The sequence below is a fragment of the Methylobacter sp. genome, from assembly GCF_023227905.1.
In the GTDB taxonomy this organism is placed as follows: domain Bacteria; phylum Pseudomonadota; class Gammaproteobacteria; order Methylococcales; family Methylomonadaceae; genus Methylobacter_A.
Window position 1 is genome coordinate 63,460 of record NZ_JALOCF010000004.1, and the last position, 20,640, is coordinate 84,099.

At 48.8% G+C, this 20,640-nt stretch carries 20 protein-coding genes; 6 read left to right on the forward strand and 14 right to left on the reverse strand.

Going from position 1 to position 20,640, the window contains the following annotated elements; genetic code table 11:
* The first annotated feature begins 130 nt into the window (after positions 1-130).
* The 3 genes from edd to gltA all read left to right on the forward strand — a co-directional run bounded on the left by edd (position 131) and on the right by gltA (position 4,129).
* The gene (gene edd / locus M0R47_RS02630) at positions 131-1,951 is read left to right on the forward strand and encodes a phosphogluconate dehydratase (protein ID WP_292549910.1); all 1,821 of its coding nucleotides are present in this window, start codon (positions 131-133) and stop codon (positions 1,949-1,951) included.
* A 24-nt stretch (positions 1,952-1,975) separates the two neighbouring features.
* Positions 1,976-2,629, forward strand: a complete 654-nt coding sequence (locus tag M0R47_RS02635) for a bifunctional 4-hydroxy-2-oxoglutarate aldolase/2-dehydro-3-deoxy-phosphogluconate aldolase (protein WP_292549913.1) — start codon at positions 1,976-1,978, stop codon at positions 2,627-2,629.
* A 198-nt stretch (positions 2,630-2,827) separates the two neighbouring features.
* Positions 2,828-4,129, forward strand: coding sequence for a citrate synthase (gltA, locus tag M0R47_RS02640; RefSeq protein ID WP_292549916.1), 1,302 nt, complete (start codon positions 2,828-2,830; stop codon positions 4,127-4,129).
* A 113-nt stretch (positions 4,130-4,242) separates the two neighbouring features.
* Here gltA and M0R47_RS02645 read toward each other — a convergent pair whose 3' ends face one another.
* On the reverse strand, positions 4,243-4,914 hold the full coding sequence (locus M0R47_RS02645; RefSeq protein ID WP_292549921.1) for a carboxylesterase: 672 nt from the start codon (positions 4,912-4,914) through the stop codon (positions 4,243-4,245).
* A 37-nt stretch (positions 4,915-4,951) separates the two neighbouring features.
* Positions 4,952-5,365, reverse strand: coding sequence for a GFA family protein (locus M0R47_RS02650; RefSeq protein ID WP_292549922.1), 414 nt, complete (start codon positions 5,363-5,365; stop codon positions 4,952-4,954).
* Positions 5,366-5,667: 302 nt separating this feature from the next.
* On the opposite strand from M0R47_RS02650, the gene M0R47_RS02655 reads away from it, so the two are divergent.
* Together M0R47_RS02655 and M0R47_RS02660 are read left to right on the forward strand one after the other, a co-directional pair.
* Positions 5,668-5,982, forward strand: a complete 315-nt coding sequence (locus M0R47_RS02655; RefSeq protein ID WP_292549924.1) for a DUF3301 domain-containing protein — start codon at positions 5,668-5,670, stop codon at positions 5,980-5,982.
* 148 nt (positions 5,983-6,130) lie between these two features.
* A complete protein-coding gene (locus tag M0R47_RS02660; RefSeq protein WP_292549926.1) occupies positions 6,131-6,418 on the forward strand; it encodes a hypothetical protein in 288 nt (95 codons plus the stop codon).
* Positions 6,419-6,566: 148 nt separating this feature from the next.
* Here M0R47_RS02660 and fdxA read toward each other — a convergent pair whose 3' ends face one another.
* From fdxA to M0R47_RS02720, 12 genes are all read right to left on the reverse strand, one after another.
* Complete coding sequence (fdxA, locus tag M0R47_RS02665) at positions 6,567-6,890, reverse strand: ferredoxin FdxA (protein WP_292549929.1); 324 nt, start codon at positions 6,888-6,890, stop codon at positions 6,567-6,569.
* A 124-nt stretch (positions 6,891-7,014) separates the two neighbouring features.
* Positions 7,015-7,701 (reverse strand): hypothetical protein, encoded by a 687-nt coding sequence (locus M0R47_RS02670; protein WP_292549932.1) that lies wholly within the window; start codon positions 7,699-7,701, stop codon positions 7,015-7,017.
* A 57-nt stretch (positions 7,702-7,758) separates the two neighbouring features.
* Positions 7,759-8,229, reverse strand: a complete 471-nt coding sequence (locus M0R47_RS02675) for a CYTH domain-containing protein (protein WP_292549934.1) — start codon at positions 8,227-8,229, stop codon at positions 7,759-7,761.
* Between the two features lie 302 nt (positions 8,230-8,531).
* Positions 8,532-8,738 carry a DNA gyrase inhibitor YacG gene (gene yacG / locus M0R47_RS02680; protein WP_292549937.1) on the reverse strand — a complete coding sequence of 69 codons (207 nt, stop codon included), beginning with the start codon at positions 8,736-8,738 and terminating at the stop codon, positions 8,532-8,534.
* Positions 8,738-9,508, reverse strand: coding sequence for a cell division protein ZapD (zapD, locus tag M0R47_RS02685; RefSeq protein ID WP_292549940.1), 771 nt, complete (start codon positions 9,506-9,508; stop codon positions 8,738-8,740). The genes yacG and zapD overlap by 1 nt, the downstream gene beginning before the upstream one ends.
* 7 nt (positions 9,509-9,515) lie before the next feature.
* On the reverse strand, positions 9,516-10,118 hold the full coding sequence (gene coaE, locus M0R47_RS02690; RefSeq protein ID WP_292549942.1) for a dephospho-CoA kinase: 603 nt from the start codon (positions 10,116-10,118) through the stop codon (positions 9,516-9,518).
* A 4-nt stretch (positions 10,119-10,122) separates the two neighbouring features.
* Positions 10,123-11,010: an A24 family peptidase gene (locus M0R47_RS02695; RefSeq protein WP_292549946.1), complete on the reverse strand. Its 888-nt coding sequence runs from the start codon at positions 11,008-11,010 to the stop codon at positions 10,123-10,125.
* 151 nt (positions 11,011-11,161) lie between these two features.
* Positions 11,162-12,382: a type II secretion system F family protein gene (locus tag M0R47_RS02700; protein ID WP_292549949.1), complete on the reverse strand. Its 1,221-nt coding sequence runs from the start codon at positions 12,380-12,382 to the stop codon at positions 11,162-11,164.
* A gap of 2 nt (positions 12,383-12,384) precedes the next feature.
* Positions 12,385-14,097: a type IV-A pilus assembly ATPase PilB gene (gene pilB / locus M0R47_RS02705; protein ID WP_292549952.1), complete on the reverse strand. Its 1,713-nt coding sequence runs from the start codon at positions 14,095-14,097 to the stop codon at positions 12,385-12,387.
* 121 nt (positions 14,098-14,218) lie between these two features.
* A complete protein-coding gene (locus M0R47_RS02710; protein ID WP_292549955.1) occupies positions 14,219-17,089 on the reverse strand; it encodes a valine--tRNA ligase in 2,871 nt (956 codons plus the stop codon).
* A 52-nt stretch (positions 17,090-17,141) separates the two neighbouring features.
* Positions 17,142-17,624, reverse strand: a complete 483-nt coding sequence (locus tag M0R47_RS02715; RefSeq protein WP_292549958.1) for a DNA polymerase III subunit chi — start codon at positions 17,622-17,624, stop codon at positions 17,142-17,144.
* Positions 17,617-19,119, reverse strand: coding sequence for a leucyl aminopeptidase (locus M0R47_RS02720; RefSeq protein ID WP_292549962.1), 1,503 nt, complete (start codon positions 19,117-19,119; stop codon positions 17,617-17,619). The genes M0R47_RS02715 and M0R47_RS02720 overlap by 8 nt, the downstream gene beginning before the upstream one ends.
* Positions 19,120-19,494: 375 nt before the next feature.
* Between M0R47_RS02720 and M0R47_RS02725 the strand changes: the two genes are divergently transcribed.
* Complete coding sequence (locus M0R47_RS02725) at positions 19,495-20,619, forward strand: fatty acid desaturase (protein ID WP_292549967.1); 1,125 nt, start codon at positions 19,495-19,497, stop codon at positions 20,617-20,619.
* The last annotated feature ends 21 nt before the right edge of the window (positions 20,620-20,640 follow it).

Here is a 20,640-nt window from a genome sequence, read left to right on the forward strand (position 1 = left end):
GGTAGGGTACGCATCGCGTACCATTTTCTAAATCAAGTCCTCAAAAGGTACGCGATGCGTACCCTACCTGTCTGAGGAAGGTTTTGATAAACCGAATCCTGATGTGTAAACATTACAGCAAGGAACAACGATGCATCCTGTATTAGAAAAAGTCACTAACGAAATTATTGAGCGCAGCCGCGAGACTCGCTCAGCCTATCTGGCACGTGTTGATGCGGCGGCAAAGAAAGAGCCGCACCGCGCAGAGCTTGCTTGCGGCAATTTGGCTCACGCCTTTGCCGCTTGCGGAGCCGGCGAGAAAATCGATTTGACCGGACAGCAAAAGGCCAATATCGCGATTGTCTCCTCTTATAACGACATGCTGTCGGCACATGAGCCGTATAAAGATGCGCCTGCGCTGATCAAAGCTGCAATCAAAGAAGCGGGTGGTATTGCCCAGTTTGCAGGCGGCGTGCCGGCTATGTGCGACGGCGTTACCCAAGGTCGTCCCGGCATGGAACTGTCGCTGTTCAGCCGCGATGTGATTGCGATGGCGACGGCTGTGGGCCTAAGTCACAATATGTTCGATGGCGCGCTGTACTTGGGCGTTTGCGATAAAATTGTGCCGGGATTGCTGATCGGCGCGTTGAGTTTCGGCCACTTGCCGGCGGTATTCGTACCGGCAGGACCCATGCCCAGCGGTTTATCAAACAAGGAAAAAGTACGTATCCGCCAGCTTTACGCCGAGGGCAAAGTGGGCCGTAAGGAACTGCTGGAGTCCGAGGCCGCGTCTTATCACAGTGCGGGCACCTGCACTTTCTACGGTACCGCAAACAGCAACCAGATGATGGTTGAGATTATGGGTCTGCATCTGCCGGGCAGTTCGTTCGTCAACCCTTACACACCGCTACGCGATGAGCTGACCAAAGCTGCCGCTAAACAGGTTTTAAAGTTTACTGCAATGGGTAACGATTTCCGTCCGATCGGCCATATGATCGATGAAAAAGCGATTATCAATGCGATTGTCGGCTTATTGACGACAGGCGGTTCGACCAATCACACGATCCATCTGATCGCCATTGCGCGTGCGGCAGGTATCATTATCAACTGGGACGATTTCGATAAACTGTCCAGAGCGGTGCCGTTGCTGACCCGCATTTATCCGAACGGCCAAGCCGATATCAACCACTTCCAAGCTGCCGGCGGCATGGGGGTATTGATTGCCGAACTGTTGAAGAACGGCCTGTTACATGAAGATATACTGACGGTTGCCGATCAACGCGGTATGAACAGCTATCATCAGGAGCCGAAACTGGTTGATGGCAAGTTGGTTTGGGAACCTTGCCCTGAAGCCTCTTTGGACCCGGAAGTCATCAGCACTGTTGCCAAGCCTTTTGCAGTCGGTGGCGGCTTGCATGTGATGCATGGCAATCTGGGACGCGGCGTGTCCAAAGTTTCTGCGGTAGCGGAAAAACACCAGGTCGTTGAAGCGCCTGCAATGGTGTTTGATGACCAGGACGATGTGGTTGCGGCTTTCAAACGCGGCGAATTGGAGAAAGACGTGATTGTGGTGCTGCGCTTTCAGGGGCCGAAATCCAATGGTATGCCCGAACTGCACAAATTGACCCCGTCTCTGGGCGTATTGCAGGATAAAGGCTTTAAGGTTGCGTTGGTTACGGATGGACGGATGTCCGGCGCTTCGGGTAAAGTGCCTTCAGCTATCCATATGTGTCCCGAGTGTGAAGAGGGCGGACCTTTGACTAAGGTGCGTACCGGCGACATCATCCATTTGAACACGCAGACCGGTGAGGTCAATGTGCTGGTGGATGCGGATGAATTCAATGCCCGCATTCCGGCAGAAAACAGCGCCAAAGGGCATCATTTCGGCATGGGCCGCGAATTGTTCGGCGGGTTCCGTAAGGGGGCGTCTTCTGCTGAAACCGGCGCCTGCAATCTGTTTGTTGCCGATTAATAACTATAAAAATTTGGTAAAACAATGACTAAAAATAACTGGAAAATCCAACCTAACACAATTTTAACTGCTTGCCCTGTGATGCCCGTCATGGTCATCCAGAATCTGGAGGATGCTGTTCCTCTGGCCAAGGCCTTGGTTGCGGGCGGCATTACCGTGTTGGAAATAACGCTACGTACCCCTATTGCGCTTGATGCGGTAAAACTGATCAGTCAGGAAGTCAAGGATGCGATTGTCGGTGCGGGCACTATTACTACGCCCGAACAGTTAAAGGCAGCGGAAGAAGCGGGTGCTGTTTTTGCGATCAGCCCCGGATTAACACCGAAGCTGTTGGCTGCTGCCAACGAAGGAAATATAGCGTTGATTCCAGGCATATCGACGCTGTCTGAACTCATGTTGGGCATGGAGTATGGGTTGGATCATTTCAAATTCTTTCCGGCCGAAGCGGCTGGCGGCATACCCATGCTAAAATCTATCGCAGGGCCTATTCCTAGTGTAACTTTTTGTCCGACAGGCGGGATTTCACCGGAAAATTACAATAATTATTTACAGTTAAGCAATGTTGCCTGCGTTGGCGGATCATGGCTGGCGCCTGTGGATGTGGTAAAATCAAAAAATTGGGCCAAGGTGACTGAATTGGCAAAACAAGCTATAGACAGGGCGGCTTCGGTTAAATAGTCGCTAGCCGTTCATATACTGCAAGGACGCAGCAGCAATTGCCGAGAATAAAGATTTTCCGGAGTTTGTTATTGTGTAAACAAATTCCCTTTAAAGTACCAGTCAAGATTAATCACATTCAATTGGCCGGCTAAGCTGCACAATTTAGCCGGCTTTCTGATGATGCTACAGACCATGTTTCAAAACCGAGAAAAACCCATGACTAAATTGCGCAGTGTTACCTTAAATGAGAAAACACAGTCTTTATGTGAGTTGCCTATTTTATCTGGAACTACGGGACCTGATGTCATAGATATTCAATCTCTGTATCAAAAGACAGGCATGTTTACTTATGATCCCGGATTTACGTCCACGGCCAGTTGCAGTTCATCGATAACTTATATCGACGGTGAAAAAGGGATATTGCTTTATCGCGGTTACCCTATTGAGCAGCTCGCGGAGCATTGTACTTTTCTGGAAGTTTGCTATCTGCTGTTGAATGGCGAATTGCCCAGCGATGAAGAAATGCAGCAGTTCGAGGGCACCATAACCATGCACACGATGGTGCATGACCAACTGACCAATTTTTTTAAAGGCTTTCGTCGGGATGCCCACCCTATGGCTATTATGGTGGCTGTCGTTGGCGCATTGTCAGCGTTCTATCATGATGCGCTGGATATTAAATCCAAGAAGGATCGTGACCTGAGTGCCATCCGCCTGATTGCTAAAGTGCCGACCATCGTAGCGATGTGCCATAAATACAGCACCGGCTTGCCGTTTATGTACCCGCAAAACAAGCTAAGTTATGTTGAAAACTTTATGCGCATGATGCTCAGTACGCCTTGTGACGATTTCGAGCCCAATCCTGTCCTGGTAAAGGCGCTGGACAGAATTTTGATTCTTCATGCCGATCATGAACAAAATGCTTCGACGTCAACAGTGCGTTTGGCGGGTTCCAGTGGCGCCAACCCGTATGCTTGCATTACTGCCGGTATTGCCTGCCTTTGGGGAGCCGCTCACGGCGGCGCCAATGAAGCCGTGCTCAATATGCTTGAGGAGATTGGCGATGTCTCGAATATTACCAAATTTATAAGCAAGGCCAAGGACAAAAACGACCCGTTCAGACTGATGGGCTTCGGTCACCGGGTCTATAAAAATTATGATCCGCGCGCCAAGCTGATGCGCGAAACCTGTCATGAGGTGCTGACTGAGCTTGGTCTGCATGATGATAAAATATTTAAGCTGGCGCTGGAACTGGAGCGTATCGCCCTTGAAGATGAATACTTTATCGAGAAAAAGCTTTACCCGAACGTCGATTATTATTCAGGCATCGTGTTGCATGCCTTAGGCATTCCAACCAATATGTTTACCGCCATGTTTGCGATGGGCCGGACTGTAGGCTGGATTTCTCATTGGGATGAAATGATAGCGGACCCGGATCAGAAAATAGGACGGCCAAGGCAGCTTTATACCGGCACCACAAGACGCGACATACCGCCGCAGCACACCAAGCGCCCATAACCCGCTTAAAGTCATACTCGATTATGCTCAAGCCCTGGCAAACGGCCTTTGCCAGGGTGAGTAATCGAGCCTGATTTATCTCATCCGTTGCTTGAAAGCCTTCTGGTTGCAGGTTATATAAAAATTGAATTCATAAACTCTGAAATATGCTCAATTTCTTCAGTGCAAACATTGTGTTCCATTACGTAATCATGCCATTCAACATCGTAGTTCATGGCTTTTAGCTGATCAAATGCGGCCTTGCCGGATTCCACTGCTACGATAGGGTCTATGATGCCGTGAGCCATAAATATCGGTATGCGGTTATTGGCCGCTGAACGCTCGCTTTTTAATTGCGCAATGGTCGGTAAATGAGTCGACAAGGCTATAATGCCAGCCAGTTTATATGGGTGCCTTAGTCCTGCATGAAGCGCAATTACACCCCCTTGAGAAAACCCGGCCAACAAAATATTGGCCGATGGAATGCCCTTGCCGATTTCCTGCAAGATCAAGAGTTCAATCAGGCCGGCTGATTTATAAATGCCGTCGATGTCGACTCTGTGATCCATAGACGTATCTAAAATGTCGTACCAGGAGCGCATGGATATTCCGCCACTGATGGTAACAGGCTGAATGGGCGCATTGGGAAAGATGAAATGGATGTTTGCTTCTGCGGTTAAATGCAGTGTGGGGATGAGGCTTTCAACATCATGGCCGTCCGCACCTAAGTCATGCAACCATATTGCCGAATATTTATGTGCTGCTTCGGGCTGTATTTCGATGGTACTAAGTTGTCCGGGATTCATAAATCCTCCAAGAAAGATAATTTGCAGTTAGCTTATCTCAATGCCAGGGATTGCCGTCAAATTTTGGTAAATCCGGATTCATATAGTCCCATGACTGGGCATTTGCCACCCAGATATCTTTTTGCGGATGAAAAATGCCCGGGTCATCGAGAGTTGCGGCGGCGACCGGTCTGATGTCGGTAAAGGCGCTGTTTCTGCCAAACAGTGAGGTCCCGCACTCAGGGCAAAAAGCGCGGTAAACCGTGTGGCCGCTTGCCGCAATGGTTGCGTATTCTTTATAGTTCCCGGTTATAGCCAAGGCGGAAGCCGGAACAAACATGCCTGCAAAATAGGGGGCTCCGATGGATTTTTGGCAGGTTCGGCAATGGCAGTTGAAGCCGCCGATGGGTTTGGCTAAGATTTCGTATCTCACTGCGCCGCAAAGACAGCCGCCGGTAATGGGAAGTTTCATGTTTTTTCTCCTTTGCCTATATGAGGGCGGATATTTGCTTCGAGGCAATTGCTTCTGCATCCATGGGTCGTCGGTAATTGCTCCTGCATTGGCCTCTACGGATGGAGGAAAATGCTGCAAGATTGCCTGGAGCAATCGCAGCCGCCACATTTGTTTAGGTCATGCAGAAGGTGCGGTCCTACGGATGAGGGGTAGGGTCGCGTATGGAACAGCGTCGAAAGCTTCAAGAAGGTTTGTCGACAAATCTTAGTACAATGGTCAGCCATGCCTAAATTCTGCTTAACAACATCAAATCATAAACAATGCTGGATGATCTTATCTTAATAGTTTTATTGCTGGGTGCATACCTGTACTGGTTTAATGCGCAACAAGTAAAGGAGATTGCGCTTAAGGCTGTCAGGGCGAATTGCCTGAGCCTTGAAGTCCAAATGCTGGATGAGTATGTTGCTTTAAATAGTGTCCGGATAAAAAGGGATCAATCCGGAAAAATACGGATGCAACGGATATTTTTGTTTGAGTTTTCTTCAACCGGAAATGAACGTTATAACGGTGTTTGCATTATGCTGGGACAGCGAGTCGAAGCCATTCGGATGGAGCCGTACCGGTTTGAATGCTAAATGCATGGATATTGCGTGATACCAAGGGCGGTGCTTAGTAGAGTACCAGCAGCAGGAGCGTGGCGCAGAGAGCGGTTGCCGAGGCGATGCGGGAGCAGTGTAGCGGTATGCTGAGGAATTTTGAAAAGATGGTTTTGTGGGGGATTAAATGAATAAATGTTCAGTATGTGGGCATGAGCGCAATGATCGTGATATGAAATGTCCGAAATGCGACAGTTATTATTCGAAAATTGCCGAGATTATTGCCGAGCAGGAGGCTCAGGAGGAAATGCAAACGCTCCGTGGGCGGTGCAAGAGAATTCTTGGGTCGGGTGATATTAAGCAAGAATTGCTGGCAGAATTGAGGCTGATAAGGTCGAGGTTAACCAACAGAGGAATGTTCGCGCTTTTTGTAATTTTTGTTTTTGTGTTTGCGTTAGTTGTTTCTGTTTTGTAATTTCACCGCTCTTATCATTTGAAACCGAAATGCCGGGTAGCAAAAAAGCAGTTACCCGGCATTTCGGATCGTTTCAAAGTTCTCGACCTTTTAAAAAGATAAAAACAGATGAGAGCGGTGTTTTGTACGTCTTGTTGGTGGCTAAGTTTTACTTTTCCAGCAGATCGAGTTTGCCTGGCTTGCCATTCCAATCATCAGCATCAGGTAGAGGCGGTTTTACATCCGTAATAACAGGCCATTGTTTTGATAGTTCTGCATTTAATGCGATAAAATTTTCTTGTCCTTCCGGCACTTCATCTTCCGCAAAAATTGCGTTGGCAGGGCATTCAGGCTCGCATAACGTGCAATCTATACACTCGTCTGGATCAATAACCAGAAAGTTTGGGCCTTCACGAAAGCAATCTACAGGGCATACATCTACACAATCAGTGAATTTGCATTTAATACAGTTTTCGGTGACTACAAAAGCCATAATTATTACCACGAAAGTTAATTTTTAATTTAGAGCGTTATTTTAGCAGAAAGCGTTACATGATTGAATCCTGAGTTTGTTAAAGGCGTCATTTAACAGGATTGCGCCATCGTGGGTATAAAGCTTACTTTGCGCTTGCCGGATTAAAGACGGATAAAAGCATGCCTTTTCCATCATCGATTTTTCCTTTTTGGGTATTTTGCAATGCACGCTTTGCTTCCGCTTTTAGTTGATTGTCAGCATAGAGTTGTTCGGCGCGCGCCGGAGCAGAGCTCGCCCTTTCAAGATAGATTGCCGCATCGTTGGGCTTGTTATGCAGCAGCAGGAATTCGCCGTAAAAATAGTTGGCATCAATGCCGTCCGGATTGATTTTAAGTGCGGCTTCCAGCATTTGCTTGGCGGTATCGTCATCGCCAAATGAGACCGGCCATTTGGGCACCATATAATACAATGTGCCTAACGTCACGTAGGCTGATCCAGCCATGGTTTGCGGGTTGATTTTAATGGCTTTGATCAGTAAATCACGCGCCTCATGAATAGCGCCAAGCGCGGAAAAGGGATCTTGCAGATCGGCATAGGTTGCCTTTAATACGGCCTGCCAGAAGAGGGGCTCGGCGGCGTTGGGATATTGCCGGACCAGGCTCGTAGTCTTGGTCAGCAGTTGAGCATAAGCAGGCCCTTGTTTGTTTTTGGGGGTGCTGTAGTAAGTAGATGCCCATTCGGCTTCAATGTTTTTTATGGCGTCCTCAAGACTCTCCGAAAAACATGGGTTTGATAGTAGTAATAAAACAACAAAAATTAATTTTTTCATATTGAAAATATAGAGTAAAACTCATGGTATTTCAATATGTGTATGAAATATTTACTCTTAACGCCATTCTGAATATGGATGGATTGCGAGATTGTTGTTGTAATAACGCAAATCGCTGGTGACTTCCTGGCCTAACCAGGACGGTTTTGAAAAAGATTGCCCTGTTTCGTCTAATTCGATTTCAGCAACTATCAAGCCTTGATTATCTCCTTCAAACTCATCTATTTCCCAAAGATTGTCATCATGGGTAACGAAATGGCGAGTTTTTTCGATGAGCGGCTTTCTGCAAAGATTGTCCAGTATTTCATTTGCATCACTCATCGGGATTTCATATTCATATTCATACCGATGAGTGCCAATAGTCGCAGTTTTTATATTCAGCCAGGCATGATCATTACTTATCCGCACCCTGATTGAGCTGGTTGCCTGGGAGCTTAAGTAACCTTGCCGATATTTTACCGAGTGGCTAACCTGCCTGCGCCAGTCGTCGTTGGCGAGCAAAAATTTATGTTCTATTTCTATAGCCATGATCAGGTTTCCTTATAGTGGCCGCCCTGGAGGCAGGTTGAGCGTTTTTATGGAGCATGAAAAGTATTTTGGTTCTGCGGGCGGTAATGTTAGCGGCAAATGGGGCGCTAATTTTGTCGCCTAGTCATATGCTGTTAATTGAGGAAAGAGGGCTATAGAACGGCTTCGTAATGCAAGAATATCAAGAAGGTGGCGCTGTAAAGCCAAGCTTGAGTGGTAGGCCAGTGGTAGCCTGGATCCTTTTTAAGTATGAACTTCGTGCGGCTTGTAGTCGAGTGAATCGAGCCGTTGGCGATACTTGGTTAGTGAAAAAAAGTATCGTCCTCATCATCGTTTTCCTGTGGCACGGATTGTCCGGGGATCCTTTTTTCTTCCATTGCCCATTCTCCCAGGTCAATCAATTTGCAGCGTTCGGAGCAGAATGGTTTGTATTGCTGCTCAGGAACCCAAGGCACGGAACGTCCGCAGTTGGGGCATTTAACAATGAGCGGCTTGGTGGAGGACGGCATTAGAAAAGGCAGCAGGTCAAGGCAAAAGGAATGTCATCAGGACTTTGTGCCGGGCGCTTGTTGTCAGAAGACGGCACCATGAACCGGATAGTGCAGCGATGTTTACCGCCGCTGACTTCTGCAAAGCAATTTATAGATTTATCCAGGCTTATTTTAAGTAGTTGGGGGGATTGGGTGGTGTCCAATAGAAATTGAAAAAAGCCTGCTTCCGCCACTTCTTGGGTGGGTGAACTGCAATTACGAATAAAGTTAAGTATCAAGTCAATTGCGGTGCGAATGTCGGCAAACGGGCTGCTCCAGTGTTCCAGGTCTTTTAATCGAATCGCTTCGTCCTGTTCCAGCCAGTAATGGAACTCCGGTAAATCAAAAGAGCAGGTTCCACCAGGGATGGAACTGCGTTGAGCTATGCTTTGGAATAGGTCGCTTTCCATGACACGGGTGCCGATCTTGCCGCTAGTGTCATAAAGCTTTTTGCTGGTCTCATTTAATTTGTTCAGCAGCTCTTGCAGTTTTTGGCTGTCGACGCCTTCATTATGAGCGATTTTATTTAACACCTTGGCATGGCGATCCAGTTCTTTCAATATTTCCGATTTTAAATCGTTGCGCCTGAAAATTGTCATGATATCGAGCAGCACATTAATGGCGGCGCGTTTATCGGCAACTGTTTCTCCCGTTAAGAAATGGCTGAATTGTTGGAATAGCTGTTCTAGCCGTATGAAGACCCGGATGCGTTCGTTGAGTGGAAATTCATAGGTAATCGTGGTGTTCACAGACAAGTTAATCCCGGCAAGCGCTTAATGAAAGATATAAATTGTGCAGTTTTTTTACCTGTTCTGCAAGTCTATAATCGGTAGTTGAGTTATCGATCAAATCATCGGCTTTTGCTTTTCTGAATACACGCGATACTTGATTATCAATTATGGATTGTATTCTTTCAACGGTCAGATTATCCCGCATCTTGACGCGTTCAATCTGCGTTTCAACAGGGCAATCGATAACAAGTATCCGATCAACAAAATGCGTCATAGCGGTTTCGAATAGTAATGGAATGCTGATGATGCAGTAAGGAGCATTCAGTTGTTCAAGTTCGGTTTGCAGGGCTTGATAGATTAACGGATGAAGTATCGATTCAAGTTTCCGCTTCTGCTCGATATCGGAAAAAACCAGCTCCCTGAGATTTTTTCTGTTCAACGAACCATCCGGGTTGAGGATGGCAGTGCCAAAAGCCTGTTGTATCTGATCCAGGGCAGGCTGTCCTTTTTCGACCAGTCGGTGGGCTACGTGGTCGGCATCCAGCACAGGGATATTTAAGTCGGCGAAAATCTTCGCAACCGTCGATTTCCCGCAGCCTATGCCGCCCGTGAGTCCGACTTTCAACATGACTTTACAAGCCCACGGTGGCTAAATAGAGGTGGTTCAGGTCCTGTCCCCATAACAGCGCGATCCAGCCGGCAGCGGCTAAGTAGGGACCGAAAGGGATAGGGACGTTATGGTCGTGTCTGACAAAAATGATCATACCGAGGCCAATGACCGCTCCGACTAGAGATGACAATAGGATAATAATTGGCAGGTATTGCCAGCCTAGCCAGGCGCCGAATAAAGCCAGTAATTTGAAATCGCCATAGCCCATGCCTTCTTTGCCGGTTGCCAATTTAAATAGATGGAAAACACTCCAAAGAGCAAGATAGCCGGCAACCGCACCGATAATACTGGCATGGGCATCAGTATAGATATTAAAAAGGCTCAAGCATATTCCCAGCCAAAGCATGGGTAGGATGATGGAGTCGGGTAATAGCTGATGGTCGACATCAATAAAGGTCAGTGCAATCAGTGACCAAGTTAACAGCAGGGCAAAAGCAGCTTGAGGTGTGTAGCCGAAATGCCAGGCGACTATGAATGAGCTTATCGCCGTGAGCGCTTCTATGATCGGATAGCGCATCGAAATGCGGCAGCCGCATGTTGCGCATTGGCCTCTTAAAAACAGATAGCTGATGACGGGAATGTTTTGGTAAGGCTTAATGGGCGTATTGCAGCTAGGGCAACGGGATAATGGGAGAACCAAGTTGAAGGGTTCCTCGGCAACTGTTCCTGCATCTCCAGAGCCGCCGTCACCCGCTTCCGGGCTTATTTGCAGATATTCCAGGCATTCCTTGCGCCATCCCCGTTGCATCATGATCGGCAATCTATAGATGACAACATTAAGAAAACTCCCAACAAGCAAGCCGATGATGCCGGCCAGAGCTGAAAACAGCGTGGGTGTAGATAAAAGCATACTGAGTTGTTGCATCTGCGTGTTTTTGAGAGTGGATATTTTAAGAGTGCACTTTTAAGCTTAACCTGACAATCTTTATCTGGCCTGAAAAAAGACTGTTTAGCCGTGCGTTGTGTTTAATAAATTTGAGCTATCTCGATAACTAATGCGACTAGCCGACTGCGGCACCCATTTTGAAAATAGGTAAATACATCGCGACAACCAGGCCGCCGACTAAGATGCCTAAAATACACATAATAATAGGCTCCATTAAGCTGCTTAAATTGTCGACAAGGTTATCGACTTCCTCGTCAAAAAAATCGGCCACTTTCAATAGCATCGAGTCCATGGCTCCAGACTCTTCGCCGATAGCTACCATCTGTACCACCATATTCGGCCAAAGACCCGCTTGCTGCATGGCAAACTGAAGCCTTTGTCCGGTAGCCACTTCTTCGCGCATTTTTAAAACGGCTTCGGTATAGATAATGTTGCCGCAGGCGCCGGCAACAGATTCCAGAGCTTCCACCAACGGTACCCCAGCGGCTGACATGGTTGCCAAGGTCCTGGCAAAACGCGCAACGGCAGACTTGTTTAAGATAATCCCGACTATGGGTAATTTAAGCAGGGTTTTATCCAGGAAGTGATTAAAGGGCCTGGAGCGTTTTTTAAAATAGCTGAACACGTAAACGGTGCCAACAACAATACCAACAACGATGTACCACCATGCCTGCATCCACTCAGACATGGCGACCACCATCTTGGTGAAGGCGGGTAAATCCGCGCCGAAGCTTTTGAACATATCGGCAAAAACCGGTACCACAAAAATCAGTAGAATGGTGGTGACGACAAAGGCTACGACTATAACTGCGATGGGGTAGGTCAAGGCCTTCTTGATCTTTTTCTTCATCGACTCGGTTTTTTCCTTGTAGGAGGCGATTTTATCCAGCAGTGTTTCCAACACCCCGGCCTGTTCGCCCGCTGCAACCAAGTTACAAAATAATTCATCAAAATACAGCGGCCTTTTATTAAGGGCTTCGGCTAAAGTGTCGCCGCTTTCAATGTCAGACTTGATGCCCATCAACAGAGCTTCCATGCTTGCATTGTCGTGGTCTTTGCCGACAATATCGAATGACTGAACCAGAGGAACGCCCGCCTTAAGCATGGTGGCTAGTTGCCTGGCAAAAATGGCGATATCGCCCGGCGTGATAGATTGGACTTTTGCGGAAAACAGCGGTTTGGGTTTTTGCTTGAATTTAGTGACGCGATAGCCTTGCCGCCGCAGTTCGGCTTTTGCAATAGCTTCGCTTTTGGCCGAGATTATCCCTCCGTTTTTTTGCTTGTTTTTCCCGACTCCTGCCCAGATGAAGTCTATTTGTTCAGCTTGCTCTGCCATGTTTATTCCTTGGTGATTCGGTCAATTTCTTCCAGGCTGGTTATACCCATGCGTACTTTGTTGAGTCCTGATTTACGCAAATCGTTAAAACCTTCCTCCAGGGCACATTGCGCCAGTTGATCGGTATTGCCACCGTTGAGGATGAGTGAGCGCATTTTTTCAGTGAGCGTCAGCACTTGATAAACACCGACTCGGCCTTTATAGCCGTTCGTGCAGTGCTCACAACCTACGGCACTGAATATTTTAAGGTCGTGTAGCTCTTCTTCTCTAAATCCGGCAGCAAGGAGGACTTTATCGGGCAAATCAGCAGGAATTTTACAGTGTTCGCAGAGCCGTCGGCCCAAACGTTGCGCCATAATCAAGTTAACCGCCGAAACAATGTTGAACGGGGGGATGCCCATTTGCATCAGGCGATTTAAAGTTTGCGGGGCGTCATTAGTATGCAGGGTTGATAGCACCAAGTGTCCTGTTTGTGCGGCTTTGACGGCGATTTCGGCGGTTTCCAAATCTCGAATCTCACCGACCATGATGATGTCAGGATCCTGCCGCAAAAAGGCGCGTAAAGCACTGGCGAAAGTCAGCCCCGCTTTAGGATTCATATTGACCTGGTTGATGCCTTCCACGGTAATTTCCACAGGGTCTTCGGCTGTGGAGATATTGCGCTCCATGGTGTTAAGAATATTTAAACCCGTATAGAGCGAAACGGTTTTGCCGCTACCCGTAGGTCCGGTCACCAGCACTAAACCGTAGGGTTTGTTAATGGCCTCAAGAAAAATGCGTTGTTGTTCCGGCTCAAAACCCAATTTTTCAATACCCAATTGGGCGCTGGTGGGATCCAGAATACGCAACACGACTTTTTCGCCGAACAGGGTAGGACAGGTATTCACACGGAAATCAATCGCGCGATTCTTGGACAAGGTCATTTTGATACGGCCGTCCTGCGGGACCCGGCGTTCGGCAATATCCATTTTGGACATGACCTTCAGACGGGAGACAAGCCTGTTGGCGATGCTGGCGGGTGGCGTGGCAACCTGCCGGAGTATGCCGTCCGATCTATAACGGATGCGGAAAATCTTTTCGTAGGGCTCCATGTGTATATCGGATACCCCTTGTTTAATAGAATCCAGCAGTATTTTGTTGACGTAACGAACAATCGGCGCATCGTCAATATCCGAGTTAACTTCGGCTTTAGAGGTATCTTCCTCGCCTCCGGTGATGTCCAGATTGTCCAGGTCCTCATCAAGCATATCCGTCATTGAGGTATCGGCTGCTTCCAGGGTGGTCTCAATGGCCTTGATCAGCTTGTCTTCCTCGACCAGAATAGCTTCGGGATTAAGACGGCTGTGAAATTTGAAGTCATCCAGAGCGCGAAAGTCGGTCGGATCCGATACGGCGACAAACAGCGTTTTGCCACGGGAGAATAGGGGGAGCGCATGGCATTTGCGGATCAGCTTTTCTCCTACCAGATTGATAGGCAGCCTGCGGCAGTCAATGGCATCCAGGTCAAAAAAAGGCACGCCAAATTCGATGGACGCTTGGGTAGCCAATGCTTTGCTGTCAATGAGCTTATTGCTGACGAGGTAGCGTATTAGCGGGATTTGGTTTTTTTGCGCTTCGTGGCTATGAATTTGCGCATCCGCCTCAGTTAGCAGGCCTTTCGCAATCAAGCACCGTGTAAGGCCACTAAAATGTAAATCTTTTGATGCGGTATTCATAGGATGGTTGCTTTGTCAGTTGTTTAAGCAAATATAGATTAAAAAGGTATAAGGTACAAGGCACAGGGCTAAAGGCTAAAGAGGCACTCTCCTTTCGCCTTTAGCCCTGTGCCTGCCTTTCTTATAAAGCCCGGATTTTGCGTTGTTGCTCTTCAAGATTGTTCAACATTGACCGTAAATCGGCCAGCTTGGCTTTTTCCTTATCAATCACTTCCGGCGGCGCTTTATCGACAAACGCCGGGTTATTTAACTTGCCTTCGACTCTGGGCAGGTCGTTGTGGATTTTTTGTATTTCCTTTTCCAGCCGCGCCAGTTCCGCTTCCTTGTCGATTAAGCCGGCCATGGGGATCAGTATCTTCATCTCGCCGACTAACGCCATCGCCGATTCCGGCGCGGTTTCATTGCTATTTAGCCAAGCGATGGATTCCAGTCTGCCCAGCTTTTGCAAATAAATGCGGTTATTGGTCAAGCTCTGCTGGTCAGCATCCGAGCCGTCTTGCAGTAAGACCGGCAGCGGCTTGCTCGGGGCGATATTCATTTCGCCCCGAATGCGGCGTACGCCCAGAATAAAGTTCATCACCCAGTTGGTTTCAGCGACCGCGTTGTTGTCGATTTGCGCGTCATCGGCTACCGGGTACGGTTGCAGCATGATGGTATCCTCTTCCGCCGTACCAGTTCCCGCCAGCGGCGCGACCCGCTGCCAGATTTCTTCGGTAATAAACGGCATGATCGGGTGCGCCAAACGTAAAATCGACTCCAAAACCGTTAGCAGAGTTTTGCGCGTACCGCGTTGCAACGCCTCATCATCCGATTGCAGGGATATTTTTGCCAGTTCCAGGTACCAGTCGCAATATTCATTCCAGGTAAATTCATAAATGGCCTGGGCCGCCAGGTCAAAACGGTAGTTTTCGATCGCGTTGGAGGTTACGGCGGCTACCTGATGCAGACGGGAAGTAATCCAGCGATCCACCTGGCTGTATTGGCAGGGTGCGTCGGATTGTCCATTATCCTGTCCCTCGGTATTCATCAGCACGTAACGCGCTGCATTCCAAAGCTTGTTGCAGAAGTTGCGGTAACCTTCGGTACGGGCCAGGTCGAAACGTATATCGCGCCCCGTCGATGCCAAAGATGCAAAGGTAAAGCGCAACGCATCGGTGCCGTACGACTGGATGCCGTCCGGGAAATGCTTGCGTGTATCTTGCTCGATTTTCTTTGCCAAATGCGGCTGCATCATGCCTGAGGTGCGTTTTGCCACCAAGGCATCCAGCTCTATGCCGTCGATGATATCAATCGGGTCGAGCACGTTGCCTTTGGATTTGGACATTTTTTGGCCTTCCGCATCGCGCACCAAACCATGGATATAGACTTCCTTGAACGGCACTTCGCCCTGGAATTTCAGGCCCATCATGATCATCCGGGCAACCCAGAAAAAAATGATGTCAAAACCAGTCACCAGTACGCTGGTCGGGTAATGCTTGGCCAATTCCGGGGTTTGTTCAGGCCAGCCCAGCGTGGAAAACGGCCACAACGCGGAAGAAAACCAGGTATCCAACACGTCTTCGTCCTGTTTAAGCGCATAGCCTTCAGGCAGGTTGTGCTTGGCGCGAATGTCCTGCTCAGAGCTGCCGACGTAAACATTGCCCAGCTCGTCGTACCAGGCCGGGATGCGGTGTCCCCACCAGATTTGCCGCGAGATACACCAGTCCTGGATATTGCGCATCCATTCAAAATAGGTGTTTTTCCAGTTGTCGGGCACAAACTTGATGTCGCCGTTTTCAACGGCCGCAATCGCAGGTTCCGCCAGCGGCGCGACCTTGACATACCATTGGTCGGTCAACAGCGGTTCGATTACGCTATTGGTGCGGTCGCCGCGCGGCACCATCAACTTGTGGTCGGCGATTTTTTCCAGCAAGCCTGCCGCATCGAGATCGGCGACTATTTGCTTGCGGGCTTCAAAGCGGTCCAGGCCGCTGTATTTGGCCGGAATCAGGCCGTCCTCGCCTTCATCGTTGCTGCGTATCGCGGCGTCAACGGTAAACAGGTTGATCAGGCCGCCATGTGGCAAGTCCTGGATAACCGAGGTGTGACGGTGACGCGTCCAAACCTCGTAATCGTTAAAATCGTGGGCTGGAGTAATTTTCACGCAGCCGGTGCCGAATTCCGGATCGACATATTCATCGGCAATAATCGGTATGCGTCGGCCGGTCAACGGCAGTTCCACAAACTCACCGAGCAGATGCTTGTAGCGCTCGTCATTCGGATGTATCGCTACCGCGGCATCGCCGAGCATGGTTTCAGGACGGGTCGTGGCAACGATCAAATGCCCCTGACCGTTCGATAGCGGATAACGCAGATGCCACATCGAGCCGTTTTCTTCTTCGGACAGCACTTCCAGATCGGAAACGGCGGTATGCAAAACCGGATCCCAGTTAACCAAGCGCTTGCCGCGATAAATCAGGCCTTCTTCATACAAGCGTATGAACACTTCCTGCACCGCATCGGACATGCCTTCGTCCATCGTGAAGCGTTCCTTATCCCAGTCCAGCGAAGAGCCCATGCGTCGCAATTGACGGGTAATCGTGCCACCGGATTCTTCCTTCCATTGCCAGACTTTTTCCAGGAACTTTTCACGGCCGAGATCATGGCGGGTAAGACCTTCCGCATTGCATAAACGCTCGACCACCATTTGCGTGGCAATACCCGCATGGTCGGTGCCCGGCTGCCACAACGTGCTGTAGCCTTTCATGCGGTGGTAGCGCGTCAGCGCATCCATGATGGTATCCTGAAACGCATGGCCCATATGCAAACTGCCGGTAACGTTGGGCGGCGGAATCATGATGCAATAGGATTCACCGTCCGGTTTGGCCGCTGCCGAACCTGCTCCCGGCAGGTTTCCGGCATACGCACCATCCCTGGCGGTAAAATAGCCTTTTTCTTCCCAGGTTTGATACCAGCGTTGTTCAATTGAATGCGGGGCGTATGTTTTTTCCATGGATGGGGTGCTCTTTTTCTTATAAAAGTTGATGCGTGTGATGATTTATTTGTTACCAGTCTTTATGGGTAACGACTTTCATGCCTGACTGCTGATATCGGCGATAGCGGTCTCTGCCCGCTGCCTTGGTCGTTTCGCTGTTATCCAGTATTTCAAGAATGCGCTCGGTTTGCGGCCCTACCTCAGGATAGCGTGAGGATAGATTGAACAGGATTTTTTGCCAATTGTCGGGCGCGTTCAGCGAGCCGATCAAAACCGTTTTCTCGGTGGCCGCGCTCGCTCCCGGCGAGTCTGCGGCATACACACCATCCCTGGCGATATCCGGCGGCTCGCCGGTGTATATCTGGTGCGGAATAAAACTGCCTGCCCTGAAGGTCCAGAGCAGGTCGTCTATGATTCGGCTTTGTTCGGCAGAATCGGTGAGCACATAGCAAAAACTGCCGCTACGATAGGCTTTCTCAATCAGTTTGCAGGCGAACAGATGCCGATCTTCCAACGATTCTGTCGGCAGTATGTAAAAGCTGACTTCAGCCACTTATGTTCTGGGTATGCGCCCGGCTAATCAGGTATTGGATTAATAATGATACAGGACGGCCGGTTGCGCCTTTGGTTGGGCCGGTGCGCCAAGCCGTTGCGGCTATGTCCAGGTGCGCCCAACGGAACTTCTCGGCAAATCGCGCCAGAAAGCAGGCAGCGGTAATAGTGCCGCCATCTTTGCCGCCGACGTTGGCCATGTCGGCGAAATTGGATTTGAGCTGCTCCTGGTATTCTTCCCAGAGCGGTAAACGCCAGAGGTTGTCGTTGGCGATCTCGCCGGCTATGGTCAGCTCATTGCATAAAGCGTCATCGTTGCCGAGCAGGCCGCTGACTACGCGTCCCAAAGCAATTCCGCACGCGCCGGTCAGGGTGGCAAGATCTATCACTACCTCAGGGTTGTAGCGTTCCGCATAAGTTAAAGTGTCGCAAAGCAACAGGCGGCCTTCGGCATCGGTATTCAGTATTTCGATGGTTTTGCCGGACATGCTGGTGACAATATCGCCCGGCTTGTTGGCGTCGCCATCGGGCAGGTTTTCCGATGAAGGGATCAGGCCGATAATATTCAGCGGCAGTTGCAGTTGCGCTACAGCGAGCAATGTACCCAGAACTGATGCGCCGCCGCACATGTCGTATTTCATTTCATCCATGCCAGGCGCTTGCTTTAATGAAATGCCGCCCGCGTCAAAGGTCAGGCCTTTGCCGATCAGCACGATAGGCTTGGCGTTTTTCTCGCCGCCTTGATATTCCAAAGCAATTAATTTTGCGGGTTGACGGCTGCCGCGCGAGACGGACAGAAGCGCACCCATGCCCAGTGCCGCCATTTCAGGTTCTTCTACCACTTTAATTGCCAGGCTGGGGTATTTTTGGCCCAGTTCAATCGCCTGTTCGGCAAGAAAGGCCGGGGTGCAGATGTTGCCCGGCAAATCGGCCAAATGTTTGGTCAGTTCCATGCCCTCGGCAACAGCCTTGCCTTGCAGCATGCCTGCGTGAGCCAATGCGCGATTGCTTTCCGTGGCGGAAACGGAGATTTTTTCAATCTTGCTTTCGGTTTCTTTATCCGATTTTGTGTGCGTAAACTGATACAGGGCATCGCTAAACACTTCAATGACATGCCTGGATTTCCACTGCCAGTCGCGGCCTTCAACATCGCATTCCGCCAAACAGCAGACGACCGATTTTATTTGCGGTTTTTTCAGGCTGTTAACGGCGGCCAGCAAGGCTTTTTTATAGTTCTTGCCGGATAAGGGCTTATTTTCACCCAGTCCGACCAGCAAAATGCGTTCAATCTTATTGCCGGGAATGGCATTGATTAGCACGGTCTCGCCGTTTTTTCCGCTCAGGTCGCCGCGGTTGACGATGCTATTAATAAGCCCTTGGGTGCTGTTGTCCAGAGATGCTGCTGAGGGACTGAGTTGTTTATCTTGATAAACGCCAACAATAATGCAATCACATTGCAGTTCTTCTAGTGGCGCGGTTTCTATTGAATAGTCCATAACTTAACTCCGTTATTTGTTAGGTAGAGCAATATCTTGAGCGGTCTGGGAAAAATAGGGTGCTACAAGATGGGTCGTTTAGCTGGGATTATACAACACAAATATAGGTTTTTGATTGGAGAGGTAGGGCTGATGGTAAATTGGATTTTATTGATCACTCGAAAACACGAAGTTCTTGCTCGGCCTCCCTGAGAGCATATTGATTTATTTAAAGGTGGCAACTAACTGTGACAGTGCCATCAAGCGGCAGAACGATAATATAGTTTGAAAAACAACCGATAAAGCCATACCCTGTACGGTTTTTTGACCGTCATAAACTTCACGGCAGCGAAGTTATTCAACCTCCCACCATTGCACTTACAGAGGCAGCAAGTTTTGAGTTTACACAGTTATCAATCGGTAGATCGCGAGCAATTAGCCAAAGACATCGACGAAATTCACCAACAAGCTTTAGCTAATATCGATATTGGCGATTTTGAGCATTTAACAAGAATGGAGCGCTGGGGAAAAATTTGTTCCATCATCGGCTATGGCACGGCTTGGATTTTTCCCAATCCGATTTCCGCACTGTTAATCAGCCAAGGCAGTTTCACGCGCTGGACACAAGTAGGGCATCCGATTGTTCATAGAGCTTACGACAAACTTAAAGGCGTCGATAAAAATTACACCAGCAAAAAATTCGCACAGGGTTGGCGACGGTTTATGGACTGGCCGGACTGGTTTACCGTCGAGGGCTGGCATCACGAGCATGACGTGTTGCATCATTATAGTTTGGGTGAAAAAGCCGATCCCAATAATGCGCAGCACAACATGGAATGGCTAAGGCAATCGAACCTGCCGATGTGGCAACGCTATGTCATCGTGGCGCTTTTTTCCGGGATTTGGAAAATTAGTTATTACACGCCCAGAACCCATAAGGAATTACGCTTAAATTCCGCCAGACAGCAAAGAGAGCTTGAACCTGTGATGACCCGCCTCGGGGCATGGAGTTTATTTACCAAGCAGGGTCGAGGTTTATGGTTGCATAGCATTTTGCCTTACATCGCCTATCGCTTTGTGTTGCTGCCTTTGCTGTTTTCCCCATTAGGCAGTTTTGCCGTTATCAGTGTATTGATTAATTCAATTCTGGCGGAAATTTTTACCAATATGCACAGTTTTCTGGTGATGATCCCAAATCATGCCGGAGATGATGTGATGATGTTTGACGAAAAAGCCAAAGGCAAAGGCGAATTTTACCTGCGGCAGATTTTAGGATCAGTCAATTATCCGACGGGCTCTAATTTGAATGACTTTTTTTACGGCTGGTTGAATTATCAAATCGAGCATCATTTGTGGCCGGATATGCCGTTAAGTCAATATCAAAAAGTTCAACCGCAAGTCATGGCATTGTGCAAAAAACATAATATTCCTTATCTACAACAGTCGGTTTTTAAAAGGTTGTTGAAAGCGGTGGATGTTATGGTGGGGAAAACTTCGATGTTGAAGCTAGCGGTTGCGTAAAAGTGTAGAGCGAGGTGGCGT